The organism is Idiomarina sp. ST10R2A5 (assembly GCF_051842325.1).
GTDB classification, from domain to species: Bacteria; Pseudomonadota; Gammaproteobacteria; order Enterobacterales; family Alteromonadaceae; genus Idiomarina; species Idiomarina abyssalis.
This window is the reverse complement of the sequence record NZ_JBNIEX010000001.1, coordinates 323,733-344,643: the sequence shown is the minus strand read 5'-3', so window position 1 is coordinate 344,643 and position 20,911 is coordinate 323,733. Positions and strand designations below refer to the sequence as shown.

The following is a 20,911-nucleotide window of genomic DNA, read 5'->3' as shown; positions in this document are numbered from 1 at the left end:
AACTAACTACTCTGTTCTGATAAGTTTTCCAGTTCTTCCCAGCGCTCCAGGTCCTGCATCAATTGCTCCTCAATACTGGCAATTTCAGTCATCACTGGTTCCGTTTTATCTAGTGGCTGTTCAAAGAACCCCGGTTCATTCATTATTTTTTGTAATTCTTCAAGTTTTGCTTCTTTGTCAGCAATAACCTTTGGTAACTGTTCTAGTTCGCGCTGCAGTTTATAGGATAACTTCTTCTTAGGCTTGTCTGAACCTTTGTCGGCCGTTTTCTGCTTATTTTGCGAACTTTTGTTGCTGTCTGACTCTTTTGACGATGCTTTGGTTCCGCTATTTGAAAATGAATTTTCAGCCTTAGCGGCTAAATAGTGGTTTAACTCGGTAAATCCGCCGATTATTTCCGTAATAACGCCCTCACCTTCAAAATACAAAACGCTAGTGGCGGTGTTATCGACAAACTCCCTATCGTGGCTGACTAACAGCACAGTTCCTTGATAATTTGCAACAATCTGCTCCAGTAACTCTAAAGTTTCGATATCAAGGTCGTTGGTCGGCTCATCCAGTACCAAAATATTGCTGGGTTTCAGCAAGATCTTAGCTAACAAAGCTCTGTTTCTCTCACCACCAGATAAGGCACGAACGGGAGTCCGGGACTGCTTAGGGCTAAACAGAAAGTCCTGTAAGTAACTAAGAATATGACGGCTACGCCCCTGAAATTCGATATCCTGCTTACCATCACCAACGTTATCCATCACGGTTTGTTCAGGATCAAGCTGCGATCGATGTTGATCAAAATAAGCAACTTCAAGGTTTGTACCCAGTTGAACTTTTCCGCTATCAACGTCCTGCATGCCCAGAATAACCTTGATTAAGGTACTTTTCCCGCAACCATTCGGACCGACAAAAGCGACTTTGTCGCCGCGCATTAGTAATAAGTCCAAATCATTAATAATCGGCTTTTCACCAAAACGTAAGGACAGATTTTCCCCTTCAAAAACTTTTTTACCTGAACGAGATGATTCATTAACAGACAGGTTCGCTTTGCCCTGAAGTTCTCGACGTTGCTGTCGTTGTTTACGCAAATCCTGGAGTGCACGTACCCGACCTTCGTTGCGAGTTCGTCGTGCCTTTATTCCTTGTCGAATCCAGGTTTCCTCAGCAGCTAACTTTTTATCAAACTCGGCATTGTGAGTTGCTTCGACTTCCAGCGCTTCTTGCTTCTTTTGTAAATAGGTATCGTAATTTCCGGGATAACTGGTCAAATGGCCACGATCAAGATCGATAATTCGGGTGGCCAGACGACGAATAAATGCCCTGTCGTGACTAATAAATAGTACAGCACCAGAGAAATTAACGATTTGCTCTTCCAGCCAACGCACCATTTCAATATCCAAATGGTTGGTCGGTTCGTCCAGCAGCAGAATGTCAGGATCAACAACCAAGGCACGAGCCAAAGCCACACGACGTAGCCAACCACCAGAAAGTGAAGCCATGGTTTCATCGGCCGGCAATTGCAGTTTCGTTAAGACCTGCTCTATTCGCGTATTAACCTGCCACCCATTAATTGCGTCCAATTGATTCTGCAATTTATCCATTTCATCAAGTGTGGCACTGCTTGGCGAGTCTGTAAGGCTGGCTGAGAGTTCATGATAACGAGCCAACGCTTTACCCGATTCCGCCAGAGCTTCGGCAACATAGTCAAATACTCTCTGCTCAGACTGTTTGGGCGGATCCTGAGGTAAGCGTGTCACCTTGGTATCTCCAACCCACTGTATTTGCCCAGAGTCCAGAACCACTTCACTGTCGATAGCTTTCAGTAAGGTTGATTTGCCCGCACCATTACGACCAACTAAACAAACCCTCTCACCAGCTTCAATAGTAAAATCAACACCGTCTAAAATTGCATCGGCGCCAAAGGCCAGGTGCGCATCCTGTACACGTAATAAACTCATTGCTCTACAAACTCCAGCAATTGATTAGCATCGAAAGGCCAACGCAACTCTGCGTCGTCTTTTCCCCGAATAAATACTGGTACTAACCAGCCATACTCTTCTTGCAGCTCCTGCTGTTCGGCAATGTCGACTACTCCAAGTTCAACCGGCTCTTCGAGGTCAAGCGAATGCAGTAACTGAATAGCCTGAGTACAAAGCGGACAGTTTGGTTTCGTAAGCAAATAAAACGCAGACATTAATTAAGCCCGTGAAATAATATAATAATGATGAATACCTTTATGGCGTTTGAAGTCCTCGGGTATTGAGGCCTGGGTCTGATCATTTACTTCAAGACCGGCTTTATCCAGGCCTTCGGTGTCGATGCGGAATTTCTTTCTATTGTTAGAGAATAGAATCACGCCATCCTCTTTCAACATTCCCGTGGCGGTTTTTATCAAACCGACGTGGTCACGCTGTATGTCTAAGGTTCCGCTCATCCGTTTTGAGTTACTAAAGGTGGGCGGATCAAGGAAAATAACGTCAAACAGTTGTTTGCCACGTTGTTCCCGCATCCAGCTAAAGCAGTCAGCCTGGATAAACTGATAATCACCTCTTAAACGGTTTAGAGCAAAGTTACGCTCGCCCCACTTCAGATAAGTTTTCGACATATCAACGGAAACGACTCGTGCGGCTCCGGCTCTGGCGGCCTGAACAGAGGCGGTGCAGGTATAGGCAAATAAATTCAGCACATCCAATTCTTCGCATTTATCCAGTAGCTCTTTACGCACCAGTCTGTGGTCCATAAATAAGCCGGTATCAAGATAATCAGTTAAATTCACCTCAAACTTGGCGCCGTATTCATTAACCGTTAACACCGTGCTGTCCTGCGATTGTTTTTCGTATTGTTGCTTACCGCTTTGCCGTTGGCGGCGTTTCAAAATGATTTTATCTTCTGACACCGGCAAGGCTGAACTCAAAGACTCGAGCATGAACCACAAACGGTCATTGGCAACGCCTTCCGGAATATCCTTTGGAGCTGCATATTCCTGCACAACCACGTAATCCTGATAGATATCGATAGCGGCGTTGTACTCAGGAATGTCCGCGTCATAAACACGCCAGCAATCCAGTCCTTCCTTGTCTGCCCACTTGCTTAATTTGGCGTAATTTTTCTTAACCCTATTAATCAAGTCATCAGCTTGACTCTCTGCGAAGTCAGGTTGCTCTTTAGTTAAGTCGTAAAGCGCCAGATTAACCGGGATTGCGCCGTTTAACAGCGGGTATTTCTTATGACTGCGCAATTTAAGGCGTTTAAGTAACTGTTCGTCTCCTGCCAGTACGGCTATATGCCAATTATGGAAAGTGTCTTTTAATTGACGACCAAAACGTCGGTACAAGAGTAAGGTTTCAACGGCCTCACCCAGACGTTCCCCGTAAGGAGGATTACAGACTAACAGGCCACTTTCCGCCGGTGCTTCGCAGTTTGTCGCATCTGCAACTTCAAACTCTATCACTTCATGTAATAACACCCGCTTGGCGTTATCTTTAGCTTTAGCGACCAGGTGTGGGTTGTTGTCAGAGCCTTTTAGCTGGCCTTTAAAGCTCTTCTTCCCTTCTTTAAAGCGCTGTTCTGCCTGCTCGAGTACGTCATGCCATAATTGCGGCGAATGCTCATGCCAATACAAAAAGCCCCAATGCGCGCGGCTCAAGCCTGGTGCGTGATCCATAGCCATCATGGCTGCTTCTATTACTAAGGTGCCTGAACCACAAAACGGGTCAAAAATAACAGGTTCATCTTTTTCTAATTCATTTTTGATGCCTGCACGAACTAATATGGCCGCAGCTAAGGTTTCCCGCAACGGCGCTTCGCCCTGCTGCAGGCGGTATCCCCTTTTGTGCATACCGTCGCCGGTAAAGTCTAAAGACCAGGTTAGCTTGTCTTTATGCACTCGTACCGCAATACGAATGTCCGGATCCTGCTTATCAATACTGGGGCGTTCAAACCCGTTATTGCGAAAGTTGTCGACAATGCAGTCTTTAACTAACTGTGCGCCAAACTGGGTATGGCGAATGTCGTCATTACCGCCGGAAAAATCAACCACGAAAGTTCTGTTCGCATCGAAAACCTTGCTCCACGAGAATTGAGTCAATGCCAGTTTAATCTCATCCAGGCTGGAAATTTCCTTTTCACCCAGTTGTAATAGCATACGGCTTGCTAACCTGGACCACATAGCCACGGTATAAGCCTGCTGCAAATCAGCCTCGATATAACAACCCGCAAGGGTTTGCTTAACATGACTTAAATTGAACTCTTGCAACTCATCAAACAAAAGCCCTTCAAGACCTTTGGAGCACGCAATAAAAAAACGATACATAGAAACTTCGCCTAAAAAATTAAGGGGACAATTATAACGGAGAGCTCAGTGGCTGTCTGTAATTCCAGCTGAAATAAGGGAATTACAGAGAGAATGACTAATAAAACAGCAGTTAAGTCTTATTTGTATAAATACTATGCGGTTGGCTTAAATAAAGCTTGCGCAGCACGAATTATGGCTATACTATGCGCTCTCAATCGGACGCGGGGTGGAGCAGTCTGGTAGCTCGTCGGGCTCATAACCCGAAGGTCGTAGGTTCAAATCCTGCCCCCGCAACCAACGTCCGGACAGAAATGTCTTCATATTAATTCCCCAGAACACATCTGTACTTTCTGTACTTCCCTGAAAAAATTAATAAATAAACTTACTAAGCCAGTTGTTGGCTCCAGTTAGATTGAGCTGACATTGCCAAGTCGACTGTCGCAGGTAAAAGTCGATTTAATGTGACTTTTATAACGTAAAACTGTTTCAAAGACTTAATTGCCGAAAGCTGCATTCCATCACTTAGTAATAAGCAGGTTGCAAATTCATCATCTGCATCAAGAATTAGAAATAACCCTTGATCAAAGCCTGAGTTTAATTCGCATAAGGTACGCTCTGCCGGCCATTCATTAATGTCGGACTTTTGGAAATGCCAGCTTTGGGGCATTTGGGGACGACCAAAACGGCTCCATGCAGTTGCATTGAGTGCCGCACTACATGGGGTACAGGGGATTTTATCTGAAGGATAAGACTCTAAAACCTCACTAACCTTTTGGAAGGTTGTCGCATCCTCAATATCCATTAGTTTTTCACTAAAGTGGATATTGACTAATTGACTCGGTTTGTAAGGTGTTTCAAAGACGCTGTCTTCGTTCAGCTTAATGCTGAGCTTGCCAGTTTCTGCATTGAACAACCATAGCCAATGGGATTCCGATTCCACAGTGTTAGCCTTTATAATTAGAAGAATTTAAGCCTTGCGATAAGATACTAAACTCGCCCGGCTATTACAAGCGGTTAACAATTGAGCGAATAAGCCCCGGCCCCTGATAGATAAACCCTGTGTAAATTTGCACCAGGCTAGCTCCAGCCCTGAATTTGGCCTGCGCGGCCTCGGGTGAATCTATGCCCCCAACACCAATTACTGGTATCTGTCTTTGCAAAGTTTTACATAAGAGCTCTATAATCCGAGTACTTTTATTTTGTAATGGCTTACCACTTAGCCCCCCTGCTTCTTTAGCTTTATCATCACGCAAACCATCTCGCGAAAGCGTCGTGTTTGTGGCAATCACACCATCCATTTTATTTCGCAGTAAAGATTGAGCCATGACTTCAACTTCGCTTTCTTCAAGATCCGGGGCTATTTTCACAACCAACGGAACGTAGCGATTATACTTATTCGCCAGTTCAAGTTGTGACTCCTTAAGCCCGGAAAGCAAAGCATCAAGACTTGAGCCATGTTGAAGGTCTCTTAAACCAGGTGTATTGGGTGATGAAATATTAATTGTCACGTAACCGGCGTAAGGGTAAACCTTTTCCAGGCACGCAAGATAATCATCAAGGGCTCGCTCTTCCGGGGTGTTTTTATTCTTACCGATATTGATACCCAGCACACCTTTATAAGATGAGGCCTTTACGTTTTCGAGCAATACATCCACACCGTGGTTGTTGAACCCCATGCGGTTGATAATTGCTTCATCTTCTACCAGTCGAAATAAACGCGGTTTATCATTTCCTGGCTGTGCTAAAGGCGTAACTGTACCAACTTCAATAAATCCAAAGCCCATTTGTGCAAACGCATCGATACACTCAGCATTTTTATCAAGCCCCGCCGCTAAGCCTACCGGGTTAGGAAAGTCTATTCCCATAACCCGGACAGGTTTACTTGGTAAGTTTTGCTTCCAAAGCAAAGACAACGGAGTACGATGCCATTTACTTAAGATCCCGAGCGTAAGCTCGTGCGTTTTCTCGGGATCTTGTTTAAACAACCATGGTCGAATCAGCTTATACATTAACTGACAACTTTCGGTGCACAGTTGTGGCTTAACAGCATCAGCTCTCTCAGAGCAACCGAGAACTTAGCAAACTCATGGCTCTTCGTTGTACGGAAATCCGATAACATCTGCTGCCAACGGGAAAGCAAGACTTCATTTTGCTCTATCCACTCACTGATCATTTTCTCAGGATCGCTAACATCCGGTGTGGAACGCAGCACAACCTGAGTCAAAGAACGTTGCTGCCAATCCAGCTCTTCCCGGAACGCAGCTCGTGCCAGTGCCTGCCAGTGATTTGCAACAGGTTGATTATTAATTTGAGTTAAGAACCAGTGCAGGTTTATCTCTGCGCCCAAACGGAAATACAATGTGCCGACAGTCTTAAACGATTGGCCTGTTTCATTAGCCACTTCCGCTAAGTCCATAGCAGAGAACACCGTGCTCAGGCTGGCAACCTGCTTAGCAAGGTTAGCCGGGAAGCCATGTTCTTTATACTTCTCAATACTTTGCTCAATGACATTCGCTTCCTCTTCCACCATGTACTTAAGGCTATTTTTGCGCAAGTCATCGAAGGCGCCCATATAGAAGTCCAGGTGTTCCTGCACGCCACTCAATGCCGGGTTACGATGGCGCAAGAACCAACGCGTTGCCCGGCGCACCATACGGCGAAGCTGGAATAAAACATCATTCTGAACTTCAGCCGGAACTTTGTTATTCAAAGCTTCAATTTGTTCCCAAAGTTCTTCAACTTTAAAACATTCACGCGCAACCACATAAGCTGATGCAATTTCCGCATACGATGCGCCGGTAGCTTCTTGCTTACGGAATACGAAGTTCGGTCCCATATCGTTAACGATATTATTAGCCAACTTAGTAGCAATAATCTGACCTTTTAGCGGATGTGATGTCATGCTATCCGCAAAGCTTTCACGCAATGCTTCCGGGAAAGAATCAAATAACTCGCGCATGTGATACGGATCTTCAGTAATTTCATCCGTAATCAGTTGCTCTTTCAGAACCATCTTCCCATAAGCCGTTATAGTGGCCAATTCTGGGCGTGTCAGGCCTTGGTTAGCAGCCTGACGTTCGACCAGTTCGTCATCATCGGGTAAAAACTCAAGCTGACGGTTTAATGCATGTTCCCGCTCGAGATGATGAATGAAGCGCTGGTATTCTTTAACCTGATCGGTACCGCGCAATGCCGTTACAGAGATAGATTGTGTTTGTCTGTTACAGTCATCAAGCACAATCTTTGCAACGTCGTCGGTCATATCATAAAGCAGCTTATCGCGTTGCTTCTTAGTAAGGTCGCCATTATTGACCAAACCGTTTAGCAATATTTTGATATTAACTTCGTTATCCGAACAGTCGACACCACCAACGTTGTCGACGAAGTCCGTATTGACTCGACCGCCCTTCTGGGCAAATTCAATACGTCCTAACTGAGTAAAGCCTAAATTACCGCCTTCTCCAATAATTTTAGCGTTTAGATCCCGGCCATTTACGCGTAATGCGTCGTTAGCACGGTCGCCAACATCACTGTCCGTTTCGGCCTTACCTTTAACATAGGTGCCAATGCCGCCGTTCCAGATAAGATCGACTTCCATTGTTAAGCAGGCTTTTATTAATTCGTTAGGCGTCATGGACTTCTTCTGGGTGCCCAGCATCTTCTTAATTTCAGGCGTTAGCTCAATAGCTTTCGCGCTTCTTGAGAATATGCCACCACCTTTTGAAATTAAGTCGCGATTGTAGTCGTCCCAGCTTGAACGAGGCATTTTAAACAAGCGATCCCGTTCTTCCCATGACTTCGCCGCATTCGGTTCAGGGTCGATGAAAATGTGTAAATGGTTAAATGCCGCCTGCAAGCGAGTGTGTTTGGACAGCAGCATACCGTTACCGAAAACATCCCCGCCCATATCGCCGACAGCGACGCAGGTAAAGTCGGTTGTTTGACAATCGATACCCATTTCCCGGAAGTGACGTTTTACAGACTCCCAGGCGCCGCGAGCGGTGATACCCATTTTCTTGTGGTCATAGCCAACGGAACCGCCTGATGCGAAAGCATCACCGAGCCAAAAGTTGTACTCAGCAGAAATGCCGTTAGCAATGTCAGAGAAAGTAGCGGTACCTTTATCAGCAGCAACCACTAAATAAGAGTCATCTTCGTCGTGACGAACCACATCTTTAGGTGGAACAATCTCACCTTCAACAATGTTATCTGTGATATCCAGCAAAGCACGGATAAAGGTTTTATAGCACTCTTTGCCTTCGGTCATCATACCTTCACGGTCTTCTGGTAACGCTTTGCAAATAAAGCCACCTTTAGCACCAACAGGAACGATAACTGTGTTTTTAACCTGCTGCGCTTTAACCAATCCAAGCACTTCAGTACGGAAGTCTTCCCGACGGTCAGACCAACGCAAACCACCACGCGCTACTTTTCCACCACGAAGGTGCACACCTTCCACTCTCGGAGAGTAAACAAAGATTTCGAACTTAGGCAACGGCAATGGCATTTCCGGAACAAGTTCAGGTAAGAACTTAACCGAAATATAGGGTTTATCGTTACCTTGTTCATCCTGCTGGAAGAAGTTAGTGCGTAACGCGGCATCAATGAGCTCAACATAGCGACGAATAATACGATCGTCATCAAGGTTTGCTACGTTATCCAGTTCAGTATTGATACGAGTATGAAGCGCTTCGATTTTCTTCTCTGCGCCTTTTGTTCCCGGCTCAAACTTGCTGTAGAACATTTTCACAACCAGCTTGGCCAACAGCGGATACTTACTGAATGTGCTCTCTATGTAACTCTGACTGAATGTCGTTCCAATTTGGCGCATATATTTGGCGAACATGCGCAAAATAGTTGCCTGGCGACCATTCATGCCGGCACCTAGCACCAGACGGTTGAATCCATCATCTTCTAATTTACCATTCCAGACGAGTGCAAACGCTTCCTGGAAAGTTTCACGACTTTCTTCCAGGTTCAGTGAACCTGCGGTATGCAACATATGAAAATCCAGCACCCAGTACACATCGCCGTCGGCAGTTTTTATCTGGTACGGACTCTCACCAATGACGCGCAAACCAAAGTTTTCTAACATCGGCAAAACATCTGACAGATGAATCGGTTCATCTTTATGGAACAATTTCAGGTGTAAATGTTTGCTGTCGTCTTTTTCTTCCTGCGCACGGTATAAAACCATACCCAACTTATGTTCATCATTTAGCGACTCAAGCTGCTTAATGTCTGATATAGCAACTGAGGGAAGTACGTCTTCTTTATAAGCTCGTGGGAACGCTGTGGCGTAACGTTTGTTTAAACGCGTTGCATTTGCTTCCCCAAATGTCGACTGCAAAATACGTTCGAAATTATCTTCCCATGTGCGGGCCGCTTCAATTAAATTCTGTTCTAATTCTTTCACGTTCACATCCTGATGATCTTGGCTCAAACGCACAGTGTAATGTGTTCTCGCTAATGAAGACTCGGAGAAGTAAGTGGTAAAGTCCACGTCATATTCAGTTTTTAATGTACGGGCTAAAACGCTTTGAGTTCTCTGGCGTAACAGCGTGTTATAACGCTCTTTTGGTACGTAAACCATGCAGGACATAAAGCGACCGAAGATATCACGACGCAGAAAAGCGCGGGTCATGTCACGCTCTTGCATTTGTAAGACGCCCAGGCCAACAGTCAGCAAGTCATCTTCTTCAGCCTGAACGATTTCATCTCGCGGATACGTTTCTAAAATGTTCAATAAAGCTTTTGCGGCGTGGGACTGTGGAGCAAAGCCTGACATCTCTAACACACGAGAGATTTTTTCGCTGACAAGCGGAATATCACGCGCGCTGTTATTGTAGAAGTTTGCTGAATAAAGACCGATGAAACGATCCTCACCTACCACTTCGCCTTTCTCGTTAAATCGCTTAACACCGATATAGTCAGAATATGCCGGGCGATGCACCCGCGATTTAGAGTTCGTTTTTGTTAACAACAACAAACGATCATTTTGGGTAATTTCGCGGGCATCTTCCGGTAAACTTGAAACCATACGGCCTTTGTCGCTGACGGAATTTTTCATCAGACCCAGGCTGGAATCTTTTACTTGTTTAAGTTCGTAGTCCCCTTTTACCGGGGTTAATTCATACGAGCGATAACCTGTTAACGTGAAATTATCGTTTGCCAGCCACTGTAAAAAACGCTGAATTTCTTTTTTCTCTTTTTTTGAGCCTGGATAATAATCATTACTCAATTGTTCCGAAACAACCTGCAGACGGCTGCGCATCGACTGCCAATCTTGCACCGCAAGACTGATCTCTTCCATGACAGAAACCAGTTCACTTTTTAAAGTCTTAATTTCTTTCTGGCTTGTCTGACGGTCGATTTCAATCAAAAATACCGTATCTACATAGTTGTCATTGCTACGGGTGCCCGGCTTTTGCAGCTCTGTAACCTGGCCATTATTGTCGCGTTTATGGCTTAAAGGCATATGCAACAACAAATGAGAGGTGATCCCTAGCCTAGCCAACGCCATCCGCACGGAGTCGACCATAAAAGGCATGTCACTCTGAATGATTTCAATAATGGTATGCGGTGACTCCCAGCCATCGGTTGGAACTTCAGGGTTGTAAACTTTAATCAGCGCTTTATCACCGGACTTATATTCATTAAAACTGTGCCACAAGCCTAAAACCGCACCATACATATCGCTGTCGTGGCGGTTAGTTAAGTCATCACTGGCAATATTACGATATAGGCGCTTGGCAAAATCTGCTACTAAGTGCGCCTGAGAGGAAGGAACTTTCTTATTTATCAATTCAACGACTTTTTCCAGTAAAACCGGAGATTGACTATCGACCAACGACATAATTACAGAGTCCTTGAGGTTGTTGGTGAAACGTCGTAGGCAAGCCCAAATGCGGCCCACGGCCAGAGAATATATGATTGATGTTATTGTCGAACATTTACGCTGGGGTTTCAACGCTTATTCGCGCTAAAAACAGGTGTTTAGACCAGATATGACGGGGAAACTAATATAAGTATTTAGTTTAACTGAATGGACTCTAGGTCAGTCGCTTTAAACCTACAAACTTTTGTTGCTCGTCAACCTGTAAAAGGAAGCGTCCGTGTATTCCCTGGGTGTCAATAAAAGGAATTAAACGACCCGCGGGAAGTGCAACCCGCGTGCCGTTAACCGTTGTAACAACGACTTGTTGATAACCTTTACTGTAATAAACATCGCAGAACTCTTGATAGCTCATTCCCAGGTTAAAAACATATTCAATGATCACCGTCGCGTTATACCTTTAGATAATTATTCACTTAGACAACTTTCTATCTTTTCAAACAAATCACTCGCCAAGTTTGGCAGTTCTCGTAATGTCTCAAGCTCTTTACGCATAAGTTGCTGCCGGCTACTGTCATAACGTCGCCAGCTAACAAAAGCGGAAAGCAAACGCGAAGCAACCTGAGGGTTGCTGGTATTTAATTGCTGAATGACTGAGCCAATTAACTCGTACCCTGCTCCATCATCTCTATGAAATTGCGGCTGGTTTTGCGTAAATGCTGCTAATAAAGAATATATACGGTTAGGATTTTTCAGTGAAAAGTCGGGATGCCTCATTAAACTTTTAACTCGTTCAACCGTTTTTTCATTGTTAGCAAGTGCCTGGGTGCTGAACCATTTATCCATAACCAGTTTTTCACCACGCCACTGTTCTTCAAACTGATTTAACAAAGGTTCCGCAACGGCGTTATTCGCCCAGACAGCCGCCTGTAAAGCGCCAAGCTGGTCGGTCAAATTATCAGCCTGGTTAAATTGTTGCTTTAAGCGATTAGAAGTTTTGTCACCAAGTTCAGCTAAGTAACTTAAGCAAACCTGCTTCAATTGACGCTTAGCAATGTCCTCGCCATTTAACTGGTAAGCTTTTTCAGAGACACAAACATCCAGAAGCTCTTTGAAGTCATCCTCTAAGGCTTCGGCCAACTGCAGTTTTAGCGACTTCAACTGAGCATTAATGGCTTCAACCGGAATGGTTTTATAACCATCAGCGATAGTTGATGCCGTTGGCAGAGTTAAGGCGAGAGCTTTTAAAGCCGGATCCGTATTCGCCTGAAGTAAGTTCCGGCACGCCTGAATGGTTTGTTCGGACAGTTCGGCGCTGCTTTTAGTAGCAATGCCCTTTTCCACAATACGCGTAAACAGAGACTGGGCAGCATCCCAGCGGCTGAAATCGTCTTCGCTATGAGCAAGCAATACTCTAAGCTCGCCATCGGTTAACGATCGTTTTACTTTTACCGGGGCCGAAAAGTTGTCAAATAAGGACAAAATCGGTTTCTCTGCAACATTGTCAAAAGCAAAAGTTGCTTCGGCATCTTTCAAATGCAAAACGTCATCATCGCTTAATGACAAACGTTGACCCTGTTCGCTATAGGCGGACCATTTAACGGGAATATGGAACGGGGCCTTTTCCTCTTGGCCGGGAGTTGAAGCTGTTGACTGTTTTAATACCAACGTAAGACGTTTTTCGTTTTCGTCGTAAACTTCCTCAACGGTCACAACCGGTGTGCCAGCCTGCGAGTACCAGTTACGGAAAGTGGTGAAATCTTTACCGTTAGCATCTTCCATGGCTTTGACAAAGTCTTCGCAGGTAACTGCGTTGCCGTCGTGACGCTCAAAATAAAGCTTCATGCCTTTTTGGAAACCTGCTTCGCCAAGCAGAGTGTGGATCATACGAATAACTTCAGCACCCTTATTATAGACCGTTACCGTGTAGAAGTTGTTCATTTGAACCACTTTATCCGGTCTAATTGGGTGCGCCATTGGACCTGAATCTTCAGCAAACTGGTGGCTACGAATAACCCGAACATCCTGAATTCGGTTAACTGCGCGAGAGCCTAAATCTGAACTGAATTCTTGATCACGAAACACAGTTAAGCCTTCTTTTAAGCTCAGTTGAAACCAGTCACGACAAGTGACTCGGTTGCCGGTCCAGTTGTGAAAATACTCGTGGCCTATAACCGACTCAACATTGAGAAAGTCCTGATCGGTTGCGGTTTTTGGATTCGCTAATACATACTTTGCGTTAAAAACATTCAGACCTTTGTTTTCCATCGCCCCCATATTGAAGAAGTCCACAGCGACGACCATGTAGATATCAAGATCGTAAACCAGGTCAAAACGCTCTTCATCCCACTTCATCGCATTTTTAAGCGACAGCATGGCATGATCAGCGCGATCAAGATTACCTTTATCGACAAAGAGTTCTAAATCAACAGTTCGCCCTTCCCGGGTAGTAAACTCATCACGTAAGATATCAAAGTCGCCGGCAACCAGAGCAAACAAGTAACAAGGCTTAGGAAAAGGGTCTTGCCAGGTGGCCAAATGCTTACCGTTTTCAAGCTCAAGATGTTTGATCCGGTTACCATTTGATAGCAAGTACGGAAAGTCACTCTTATCGGCAATAACAGTCGTGGTGAATTTAGCTAAAACATCCGGGCGGTCAAGGTAGAAGGTTATTCTCCGAAAACCTTCCGCTTCACACTGTGTGCAGAACGTATTTTCTGCCAGGTATAAACCTTCGAGAGCTTCATTAGCCGTCGGATTAACACGGTTCTCAATTTCTAAAGTAAAAGAGTTGAGAGGCGTTTTGAGGGTCAGACTATGCTCATCATGCTGGTATAAGTCTTCCGAAACCTTTTCCCCATCAACTTTGATACTCAGCAGAGTTAACTGTTCTCCATCAAGTACCAAAGGCTTTTCATGTTCGCCTTGTCGTACAACTTTTAAGACGCTCTTTACCCGAGTTTCAGTCGGATGAAGATCAAACGTTAAATCGACATCCGTTATTGTGAATTCAGGTTCTTGATAATCTTTACGATATTTAGCCTTTGGTAATTGTGTCATAGCTTCCTTCTGTATTGATTAAGCTTTAGCTGTCTCTTCTTTAGGGTTTAGATACAATATCGTCCAACCCGTGTAAGCAAATACAATGGCAATAAGCGGTGTCAGATAGTTAAAGAACGCATAAATACCATATTCAAACGGGCTCACCGCAAGTACTGAGAACATATAAGCACCACAGGTGTTCCATGGGATAAGAGCCGAGGTGATCGTACCGCTGTCTTCCAGTGTTCGGGACAGAACTCGAGGATCAAGATTGCGGCGTTCATACTCTTCTTTAAACATACGCCCAGGCAATACAATGGCCATATACTGATCAGCCGTTAACACGTTTGCCCCAAAGCAAGTAAAAATGGTGCCTGTAATTAGCGAGCCAACACTTTTAGCCGACTTCAGCATGCCGCGGATAAAGCGTTCTAACAGGCCGACCTTTTCCATGATAGCGCCGAATGTCATAGCACTTAAGATAAGCCAAACCGTATTCAGCATTGACACCATTCCACCGCCACTTAGCAGGGAATCTAAATTGGCACTACCGGTGCTAACCTCTACACCGTCTGATAATGCTAACCAAACAACTTTAATAGCAGGTACCCAACCTTCTTCTCCGGCAATAAAACTGATCATTTCAGGCTGAAAAATAAGCGCCCAGACACCGCCCAGTAATGCGCCAAAAAATACCGTAGGTAAGGCTGGCTTTCGGGTCGCAGCCAAATAAAGCAATACAGCTAATGGCACTAGCATCGGCCAACCGATATTAAAGGTGCCCTGCAACTGCTCTTGCATTAGCTCAAGCCGCTGTAAACTCACGTTGGTATCGGCATTAAGGCCAAGAATTAAAAACAGCACAACGGAAATAACAAACGCAGGCCCTGCGGTGTAGCCCATGTAACGGATGTGCGCGAACAGCTCAGTACCCGAAACGGCAGGGGCCAGGTTTGTGGTATCAGATAATGGTGACATTTTATCGCCAAAATAAGCACCTGAAACAATAGCGCCCGCCGCGATACCAGGCTCTAACCCCATTCCGGATGCTACGCCCATTAAAGCCACACCAATAGTCGCGGCGGTAGTCCAGGAACTACCGATAGACAAGGCAACAACGCCACAGATAACACAGCTAGCTGCATAGAATAAACTTGGATTTAATAGCTCAAGGCCAAAATAAATGAGTGTAGGGACGGTACCCGATAAGAGCCAGGTGCCAATCAATGAGCCAACCGCAAGAATGATAAGCATCGCACCCAGAGCAACGGAAATACCCTCGGTAATACCCTCTTCAATTTGCTGCCAGCTAAAACCATTTCGGAAACCGATAATAACGGCAATGCCTGCAGCAACTAACAATGCTATCTGGTTCGGTCCATAAGAAGAGTCTTCGCCAAACAAATAAACCGACGAAGACAACATGGCAATTAGCGCAAATAAAGGGATCAGCGCTTGTAATAAACTGGGTGCTTTTGTTTTATGACTCATTAATTATTCAACCTAAAGTTTTATAAAGCCAATCAGCTGTAAAAAAATAATAATGATGGCGACTGGAGAAATGTATTTAACACAAAGTAACCAGACATCGAAAATGCCTTTTTTGGTATCCAGTTCGTCTTTTGTGAACTCAGAACGCATCACCCAACCTGCTAATACCGCCAACAGTAAACCGCCTAGTGGTAGTAACAAGCTCGATGTTAAAACATCTATGATATCAAAGAGTGAATTAATTGGCTTACCAAACCATTCACCGCTTAACTGCGCCCATTCAGACCCGGCAAAGGAATGAATCGTTAATTGCCCAAGAAGCCACAATACTCCGGCCGATACGATTGTTGCCGGCCAGCGACTTAAAGAAAATTTTTCAGCAACAAAAGCCACCGACGACTCAATCATTGCTATGGCCGATGTAAATGCAGCAATAACCAGCATGATAAAAAATACCGTTCCGACAAAACCACCCGCCGGCATCTCACTAAAGGCTAAAGGCAGGGTTGTGAAAATAAGCCCCGGGCCTTCACTTGGGGTTAAACCATAACCAAAAACCAGCGGAAATATGGCCAGGCCGGCAAGCAATGCTACAAAAGTGTCTATGACAGCAATCCAGAGGCTGGTTTGCACAATTGAGGTTTCACGGGGAAGGTAGGCACCATACATAATGACAACGCCAGAGGCCAGGCCTAAAGTAAAGAATGAATGGCCGAGTGCTATCATGACACCATTAACACTGAGCTTGCTAAAGTCAGGCTCAAACATAAAGCCTATTGCAGCAGAGAAATCGCCAATACTGCCGGAGTAGACCGCAATGACCACCAATAGAACAATCATGCAGGGCAGTAATAATCTAACCGACCTTTCAAGGCCATTTTTTACACCATTACCAACAACCAAAACTGTGGCTATGATCACCAGGCTGTGCCAAAGCATTAGCTCACCAGGAGATGCTAATAACCCCTCAAAGGTTTTTCCTATCTCTTCAGCTGAAGCCTGAGTAAATGCACCTTGTCCTGCTTTGAATACGTAAGCTAATGCCCAGCCTGCGATCACGGCATAGAAGCTTAAAACTAAGTAGCCAGTGAGCATGCCCAGCCATCCGGCCGATTGCCAGGCAGAGTGCTTACCGGATTCTAACGCAACTGATTTTGCGGCATACCCTGGAGAGTGGCGCCCACGCCGTCCTATAATGACCTCAGCCATCATAATGGGTATGCCAATAGCCAAAATACAAAGCAGATAAACAAGGACAAAAGCACCGCCCCCGTTTTCGCCCATTACATAAGGAAACTTCCAAATGTTACCTAAGCCAACAGCAGCGGCAGAAGAAGCCAATATAAAACTTAGCCGGCTTGACCACCGGCTCGAGATAGCTTGATTATTTGTTGTCATTATTATTAATCGTTTGTGTTTATTAACGCGCTATATGACCACAAAAACAGGGTCTATGACAAGTTCACAAAAAAATACCGCCGTAAAGGCGGTACTTTAAAAATTACACTCTTAATTCGAAGCAAGTTGCTTATCATCAATAAAATCGAATGCAACCAGAGCGGCCTGGTCAAGGTAAGGATCAACCTCAACAAAGTCTTCCGGCGCTTCTTCGATATCTTCAACAGGCTTTTTACCCGCACGCTTTAAACGTTCATTAACGCGTTCTAGCTGTATTGCTTTCTGCTTTTCCTGTTTCTCTTCACGCTCAGCTAAAACCAGGCTAACCCAGGTTTTATCACGTTCCTTTCTGAATCGTTCAATTTCCTCAAACACATAAGAGAATTCAGGATCATCCTCTATTCGTTGATTCAGTTGTTGTTGCAACTCTTTTACCTCTGCACTATTGATGTTGCCAACTGTGCTATATGTCGCTTTATCAATTTTATCCCAAGGCAAAGCATTGTCTTCTTTACTTTCACCCCACTCAGAAGCTTCAACAAAAGAAGGGAAAACAACGTCAGGCTGAACACCTTTCAGTTGGGTGCTACCACCGTCAATACGATAAAACTTCGCAATCGTATACTGTACGCTTCCTAACGGATTATCGTAAAAGTCAAAGCGACGAGCCAGACCGCGATGCTGCTGTACAGTGCCCTTCCCAAAGGTGTTTTCACCAATAATAAGTGCCCGTTCATAATCTTGCATAGCTGCAGCAAAAATTTCAGAGGCTGATGCACTGTAACGGTCGACCATAACGAACAATGGTCCTTCATAATATGTCTTTCCGTCTTTATCTTCACTGACGTCAATTCGGCCACGCCCATCGCTCACCTGTACAACGGGCCCCTTATCAATGAATAAACCACTTAAGCTAATAGCCTCGGTTAACGCTCCGCCGCCGTTACCACGTAAATCTACGATAAGGCCTTCGACATCTTTGCTTTCTAAGTCTTCTATTAGCTTTTTAACATCAGCAGTTAAATTATTGTAGAACCCCGGGATTTCAATAACTCCCAAGCGTCGGCCTTTATAAGGGCCTTCTTCAAATTCTTTTACTTCAGCTTTGGCCGCGCGATCTTCCAGCTTAACTTTGTCACGGACAATCTCAACTTCGCTTGGCGTACCGCCAGCGCCCTGGCTAGCCTTTAAGACCTGTAAGCGAACCGTGGTTCCTTTTGGCCCTTTAATGAGTTCAACAACGTCATCCAACCGCATGCCAATAATATCAACGAAGTCTTCTTCATCTTCACCTTTACCCTGGCCAACAGCGATAATCTTATCTTCAGGTGAGAGCTCTCCAGTTTTGTCCGCCGGACCACCCGGAACCAGGCTGCGGATTACGGTGTAATCATATTCTGACTGCAAAACGGCACCGATACCTTCAAGTTCAAGGTTCATATTCTGCTGAAAACGTTCTGAATTAGAAGGAGATAAATAACTGGTATGCGCCTCAACCGAGCGAGCAAATGCATTCATCAAGGTTTGAAAAACGTCTTCACTTTTAGATTTGGTCAATCGGTTTAATGCGCTGTTATAACGCTTGCCTAAGGTTTCAACAATTTCCGGCCATTCTTTACCGGCAAGCTTCAAGTTAAGAGCGTCGTATTTAACCCGGCTTTGCCAAAGTTCATTGAGCTCTTCCAGAGACGATGCCCATTCTGCGTCTTCCCGGTCGTAGTAGTACTTGTCATCTTTTGCTGAGAAGTCCATAGGCTCCTCTTCATCAAGCAAAGACAAGGCATACTCATAACGCTGGAAACGGCGTTCCAGGCTTTTCTGATAGATATCGAAAGCGACATCCAACTCACCACGCTTCAGCATGTCATCGAATAAATGGCGATATTCATCTGCCGCTTCTACATCTTCTTTAAGCAAAAACATCTTGCTGTAATCAAGCAGCTCGAAATAGCGTTCATGAATCTTTTCAGACAGTTCATTATCAAGCGTCAGACTACTGAAATGATAGCGGGTAAAATAAGAGGTAATACGCTCACTGGCTGTATCGTGTTGAGCTTCTTGCTCTAATTCTGGTAACTCACTGACTTTGTGCTCTGGCGGTATTGCAACCGCGGCAGGAACAACACACATCAGTGCCAATGCACATTTTTTTACAGCCCAGTGTTTCATCGACTACTCCTACGCGCGCAGAAAAATCTTGTCTGCTTTAACTTTCATGGTTAACCCGTTTTGCAACTGAACCTGAACATCATCTTTGTCCAGTTCCAAAATTGTTGCTGACATTGGGGTATTCCCTGCTTTTACCTGTACCTGTTGACCAACGGAAAGGTTATTGAGTTCCACATCGGCCAATTTAACTTCAGGTTTGTTAGCTTTTTTGGTGGGCTTAGACTTAGGTTTACCTGCACCTTCCGCTTTCTTCTTAGCCGGCGCCTTCTTTGCATTAGCCTTAGCAGAAGCCTTATTCTTTTCGGCAACTTTCGCCTTTGACTCTTTTAATGTCTCCTGAGCGTGTTGCTGATGCTCTTCAGTAACCGCTTCAACTGACTTACCATCAAGATCCACGCGCTGACTACCAGCTTTAATACTGTGAAGGTAACGCCAACTGTTCGTATAATGACGTAACGCTGTTCTTAATCGCGTTTTACTCACTTTGTCATCATTTTCCAGACGTTTTGCTAAGTCTTCAAAAATACCAATTTTTAATGGCTTAGCATCGCCTTTAATACTAAAACACTCAGGAAATTGCTCAGTTAAGTAGGCAATAACATCTTTGCTCTTCGTCAGCTTTTCAGGTTCACTCATTCCATTCTTCTTCCTGTTCGCGGACAACTTTCATTAAGTTTCGAACATAGTCGTCCATTTCATCAAATGACAAATCTAATAAGGCAGGCTCTTCGATCCAGTCGTACAGCGTACGACGAACCATTTCTTCAAGCTGCTCTGTTGTATCGTCATCCTCTCGTAATGCATTAATGTGATGAAGCATTTCATTGATTCGGTCAGCGGCTTCTTCTTCCTGCTCTTCGAAAAAAACAACGTCCTGCTTCGTCACCAAATAGCTATGAATATCGAATTCAACAAACATATCAGCGCTGCAACCCTGACCAATCTAATGACTGGCAATATTCAACAATCGCTTTAATACCTTTTTCATCTTCTTCGCTAAAACGGCCAATTGATGGGCTATCGATATCCAGTACCGCAACCGTTTTGCCGTTTACAACAACAGGTGCCACCACTTCACTGTTTGATGCTGAGTCGCACGCAATATGTCCGGCAAACTGATGAACATCTTCGACTCTCTGGCACTCTTGTGACTGTGCCGCTACTCCGCAAACGCCTTTGCCAAAAGGTATTCGGACACAGGCAACTCGCCCCTGAAAAGGGCCAAGCACTAATTCATCGTCTGAGCGGGTTAAATAAAAACCTAACCAGTTAACGTCATCAATATGTTCGTAAAGTAGCGCAGAAATATTCGCGAGGTTTGCAATTAAATCGGGCTCGGCCTCTGTTAATGCCCTGCTTTGGGCTAACAAATCTGAATACAGCTGAGAGCTCATAGTCCGCCTTCTTGTCCATCGAGTTTAAAACGCGCGATTGATTCTTCGGGAGTGTCTTTAAACTGCTCTTTAAGCTCGCGTTTTGTTTTTGTCACCATCTCTCCATTAGCACCAATAGTAAAGGCCTCATCAGAGCTTGCATAGCGCGCCTGATAAGCCATAACTAATTGAATGGAGTTTTCACGTTGCTCGTCAGATAAACGGTTGCCGTCAGGCCATTTCCCCGTTTCAACAGCTTGTACCAGGCGTTCATAGACCTCCTGGTTCATACTTTTAATTAAATCGTCGAATTGCATA

At 44.8% G+C, this 20,911-nt stretch carries 15 protein-coding genes and 1 tRNA gene; 1 reads left to right on the top strand and 15 read right to left on the bottom strand.

The window, feature by feature from the left end:
• Positions 1-2: 2 nt before the first annotated feature.
• Genes uup through rlmKL form a run of 3 tightly spaced genes read right to left on the bottom strand, consistent with a single transcriptional unit; the run spans position 3 to position 4,303 of the window.
• Positions 3-1,949, bottom strand: a complete 1,947-nt coding sequence (gene uup, locus ACP7FG_RS01730; RefSeq protein WP_439225329.1) for an ATP-binding cassette ATPase Uup — start codon at positions 1,947-1,949, stop codon at positions 3-5.
• Positions 1,946-2,185 (bottom strand): glutaredoxin family protein, encoded by a 240-nt coding sequence (locus tag ACP7FG_RS01725; RefSeq protein WP_011234529.1) that lies wholly within the window; start codon positions 2,183-2,185, stop codon positions 1,946-1,948. Before ACP7FG_RS01725 ends, uup begins: the two co-directional genes overlap by 4 nt.
• A 3-nt stretch (positions 2,186-2,188) precedes the next feature.
• Complete coding sequence (gene rlmKL, locus ACP7FG_RS01720; protein WP_439225328.1) at positions 2,189-4,303, bottom strand: bifunctional 23S rRNA (guanine(2069)-N(7))-methyltransferase RlmK/23S rRNA (guanine(2445)-N(2))-methyltransferase RlmL; 2,115 nt, start codon at positions 4,301-4,303, stop codon at positions 2,189-2,191.
• 202 nt (positions 4,304-4,505) lie between these two features.
• On the opposite strand from rlmKL, the gene ACP7FG_RS01715 reads away from it, so the two are divergent.
• Positions 4,506-4,582 (top strand) — tRNA-Met (locus ACP7FG_RS01715).
• 88 nt (positions 4,583-4,670) lie between these two features.
• On the opposite strand, the gene ACP7FG_RS01710 is transcribed toward ACP7FG_RS01715, so the two are convergent.
• The 12 genes from ACP7FG_RS01710 to ACP7FG_RS01655 all read right to left on the bottom strand — a co-directional run bounded on the left by ACP7FG_RS01710 (position 4,671) and on the right by ACP7FG_RS01655 (position 20,910).
• Complete coding sequence (locus ACP7FG_RS01710; protein ID WP_439225327.1) at positions 4,671-5,225, bottom strand: cell division protein ZapC domain-containing protein; 555 nt, start codon at positions 5,223-5,225, stop codon at positions 4,671-4,673.
• A 64-nt stretch (positions 5,226-5,289) separates the two neighbouring features.
• Complete coding sequence (pyrD, locus tag ACP7FG_RS01705; protein WP_439225326.1) at positions 5,290-6,294, bottom strand: quinone-dependent dihydroorotate dehydrogenase; 1,005 nt, start codon at positions 6,292-6,294, stop codon at positions 5,290-5,292.
• Positions 6,294-11,141: an NAD-glutamate dehydrogenase gene (locus ACP7FG_RS01700; RefSeq protein WP_439225325.1), complete on the bottom strand. Its 4,848-nt coding sequence runs from the start codon at positions 11,139-11,141 to the stop codon at positions 6,294-6,296. Before ACP7FG_RS01700 ends, pyrD begins: the two co-directional genes overlap by 1 nt.
• A gap of 196 nt (positions 11,142-11,337) precedes the next feature.
• Positions 11,338-11,565 carry a DUF2835 domain-containing protein gene (locus ACP7FG_RS01695; RefSeq protein ID WP_054487765.1) on the bottom strand — a complete coding sequence of 76 codons (228 nt, stop codon included), beginning with the start codon at positions 11,563-11,565 and terminating at the stop codon, positions 11,338-11,340.
• A gap of 23 nt (positions 11,566-11,588) precedes the next feature.
• A complete protein-coding gene (gene pepN / locus ACP7FG_RS01690) occupies positions 11,589-14,180 on the bottom strand; it encodes an aminopeptidase N (RefSeq protein WP_439225324.1) in 2,592 nt (863 codons plus the stop codon).
• Between the two features lie 18 nt (positions 14,181-14,198).
• A complete protein-coding gene (gene nhaC, locus ACP7FG_RS01685; protein WP_222235358.1) occupies positions 14,199-15,653 on the bottom strand; it encodes a Na+/H+ antiporter NhaC in 1,455 nt (484 codons plus the stop codon).
• A gap of 12 nt (positions 15,654-15,665) precedes the next feature.
• Positions 15,666-17,051 (bottom strand): sodium-dependent transporter, encoded by a 1,386-nt coding sequence (locus ACP7FG_RS01680; RefSeq protein ID WP_054487772.1) that lies wholly within the window; start codon positions 17,049-17,051, stop codon positions 15,666-15,668.
• A 111-nt stretch (positions 17,052-17,162) separates the two neighbouring features.
• Positions 17,163-19,220: a carboxy terminal-processing peptidase gene (gene prc / locus ACP7FG_RS01675; RefSeq protein WP_199494820.1), complete on the bottom strand. Its 2,058-nt coding sequence runs from the start codon at positions 19,218-19,220 to the stop codon at positions 17,163-17,165.
• Between the two features lie 9 nt (positions 19,221-19,229).
• The gene (proQ, locus tag ACP7FG_RS01670) at positions 19,230-19,856 is read right to left on the bottom strand and encodes an RNA chaperone ProQ (RefSeq protein WP_054487776.1); all 627 of its coding nucleotides are present in this window, start codon (positions 19,854-19,856) and stop codon (positions 19,230-19,232) included.
• On the bottom strand, positions 19,849-20,139 hold the full coding sequence (locus ACP7FG_RS01665; protein ID WP_054487779.1) for a hypothetical protein: 291 nt from the start codon (positions 20,137-20,139) through the stop codon (positions 19,849-19,851). The genes proQ and ACP7FG_RS01665 overlap by 8 nt, the downstream gene beginning before the upstream one ends.
• A gap of 1 nt (position 20,140) precedes the next feature.
• Positions 20,141-20,614 (bottom strand): GAF domain-containing protein, encoded by a 474-nt coding sequence (locus ACP7FG_RS01660; protein ID WP_439225323.1) that lies wholly within the window; start codon positions 20,612-20,614, stop codon positions 20,141-20,143.
• Positions 20,611-20,910, bottom strand: coding sequence for a YeaC family protein (locus ACP7FG_RS01655; RefSeq protein ID WP_199494822.1), 300 nt, complete (start codon positions 20,908-20,910; stop codon positions 20,611-20,613). Before ACP7FG_RS01655 ends, ACP7FG_RS01660 begins: the two co-directional genes overlap by 4 nt.
• Position 20,911: the final 1 nt, after the last annotated feature.

Bases quoted from the DNA above. Each gene is read 5' to 3' on its own strand.
- ACP7FG_RS01680 (WP_054487772.1), bottom strand. From the start codon at position 17,051: ATGACAACAAATAATCAAGCTATCTCGAGCCGGTGGTCAAGCCGGCTA.
- prc (WP_199494820.1), bottom strand. From the start codon at position 19,220: ATGAAACACTGGGCTGTAAAAAAATGTGCATTGGCACTGATGTGTGTT.
- ACP7FG_RS01660 (WP_439225323.1), bottom strand. From the start codon at position 20,614: ATGAGCTCTCAGCTGTATTCAGATTTGTTAGCCCAAAGCAGGGCATTA.
- ACP7FG_RS01700 (WP_439225325.1), bottom strand. From the start codon at position 11,141: ATGTCGTTGGTCGATAGTCAATCTCCGGTTTTACTGGAAAAAGTCGTT.
- ACP7FG_RS01725 (WP_011234529.1), bottom strand. From the start codon at position 2,185: ATGTCTGCGTTTTATTTGCTTACGAAACCAAACTGTCCGCTTTGTACT.
- rlmKL (WP_439225328.1), bottom strand. From the start codon at position 4,303: ATGTATCGTTTTTTTATTGCGTGCTCCAAAGGTCTTGAAGGGCTTTTG.
- ACP7FG_RS01665 (WP_054487779.1), bottom strand. From the start codon at position 20,139: ATGTTTGTTGAATTCGATATTCATAGCTATTTGGTGACGAAGCAGGAC.
- nhaC (WP_222235358.1), bottom strand. From the start codon at position 15,653: ATGAGTCATAAAACAAAAGCACCCAGTTTATTACAAGCGCTGATCCCT.
- uup (WP_439225329.1), bottom strand. From the start codon at position 1,949: ATGAGTTTATTACGTGTACAGGATGCGCACCTGGCCTTTGGCGCCGAT.
- ACP7FG_RS01655 (WP_199494822.1), bottom strand. From the start codon at position 20,910: ATGCAATTCGACGATTTAATTAAAAGTATGAACCAGGAGGTCTATGAA.
- proQ (WP_054487776.1), bottom strand. From the start codon at position 19,856: ATGAGTGAACCTGAAAAGCTGACGAAGAGCAAAGATGTTATTGCCTAC.
- pyrD (WP_439225326.1), bottom strand. From the start codon at position 6,294: ATGTATAAGCTGATTCGACCATGGTTGTTTAAACAAGATCCCGAGAAA.
- pepN (WP_439225324.1), bottom strand. From the start codon at position 14,180: ATGACACAATTACCAAAGGCTAAATATCGTAAAGATTATCAAGAACCT.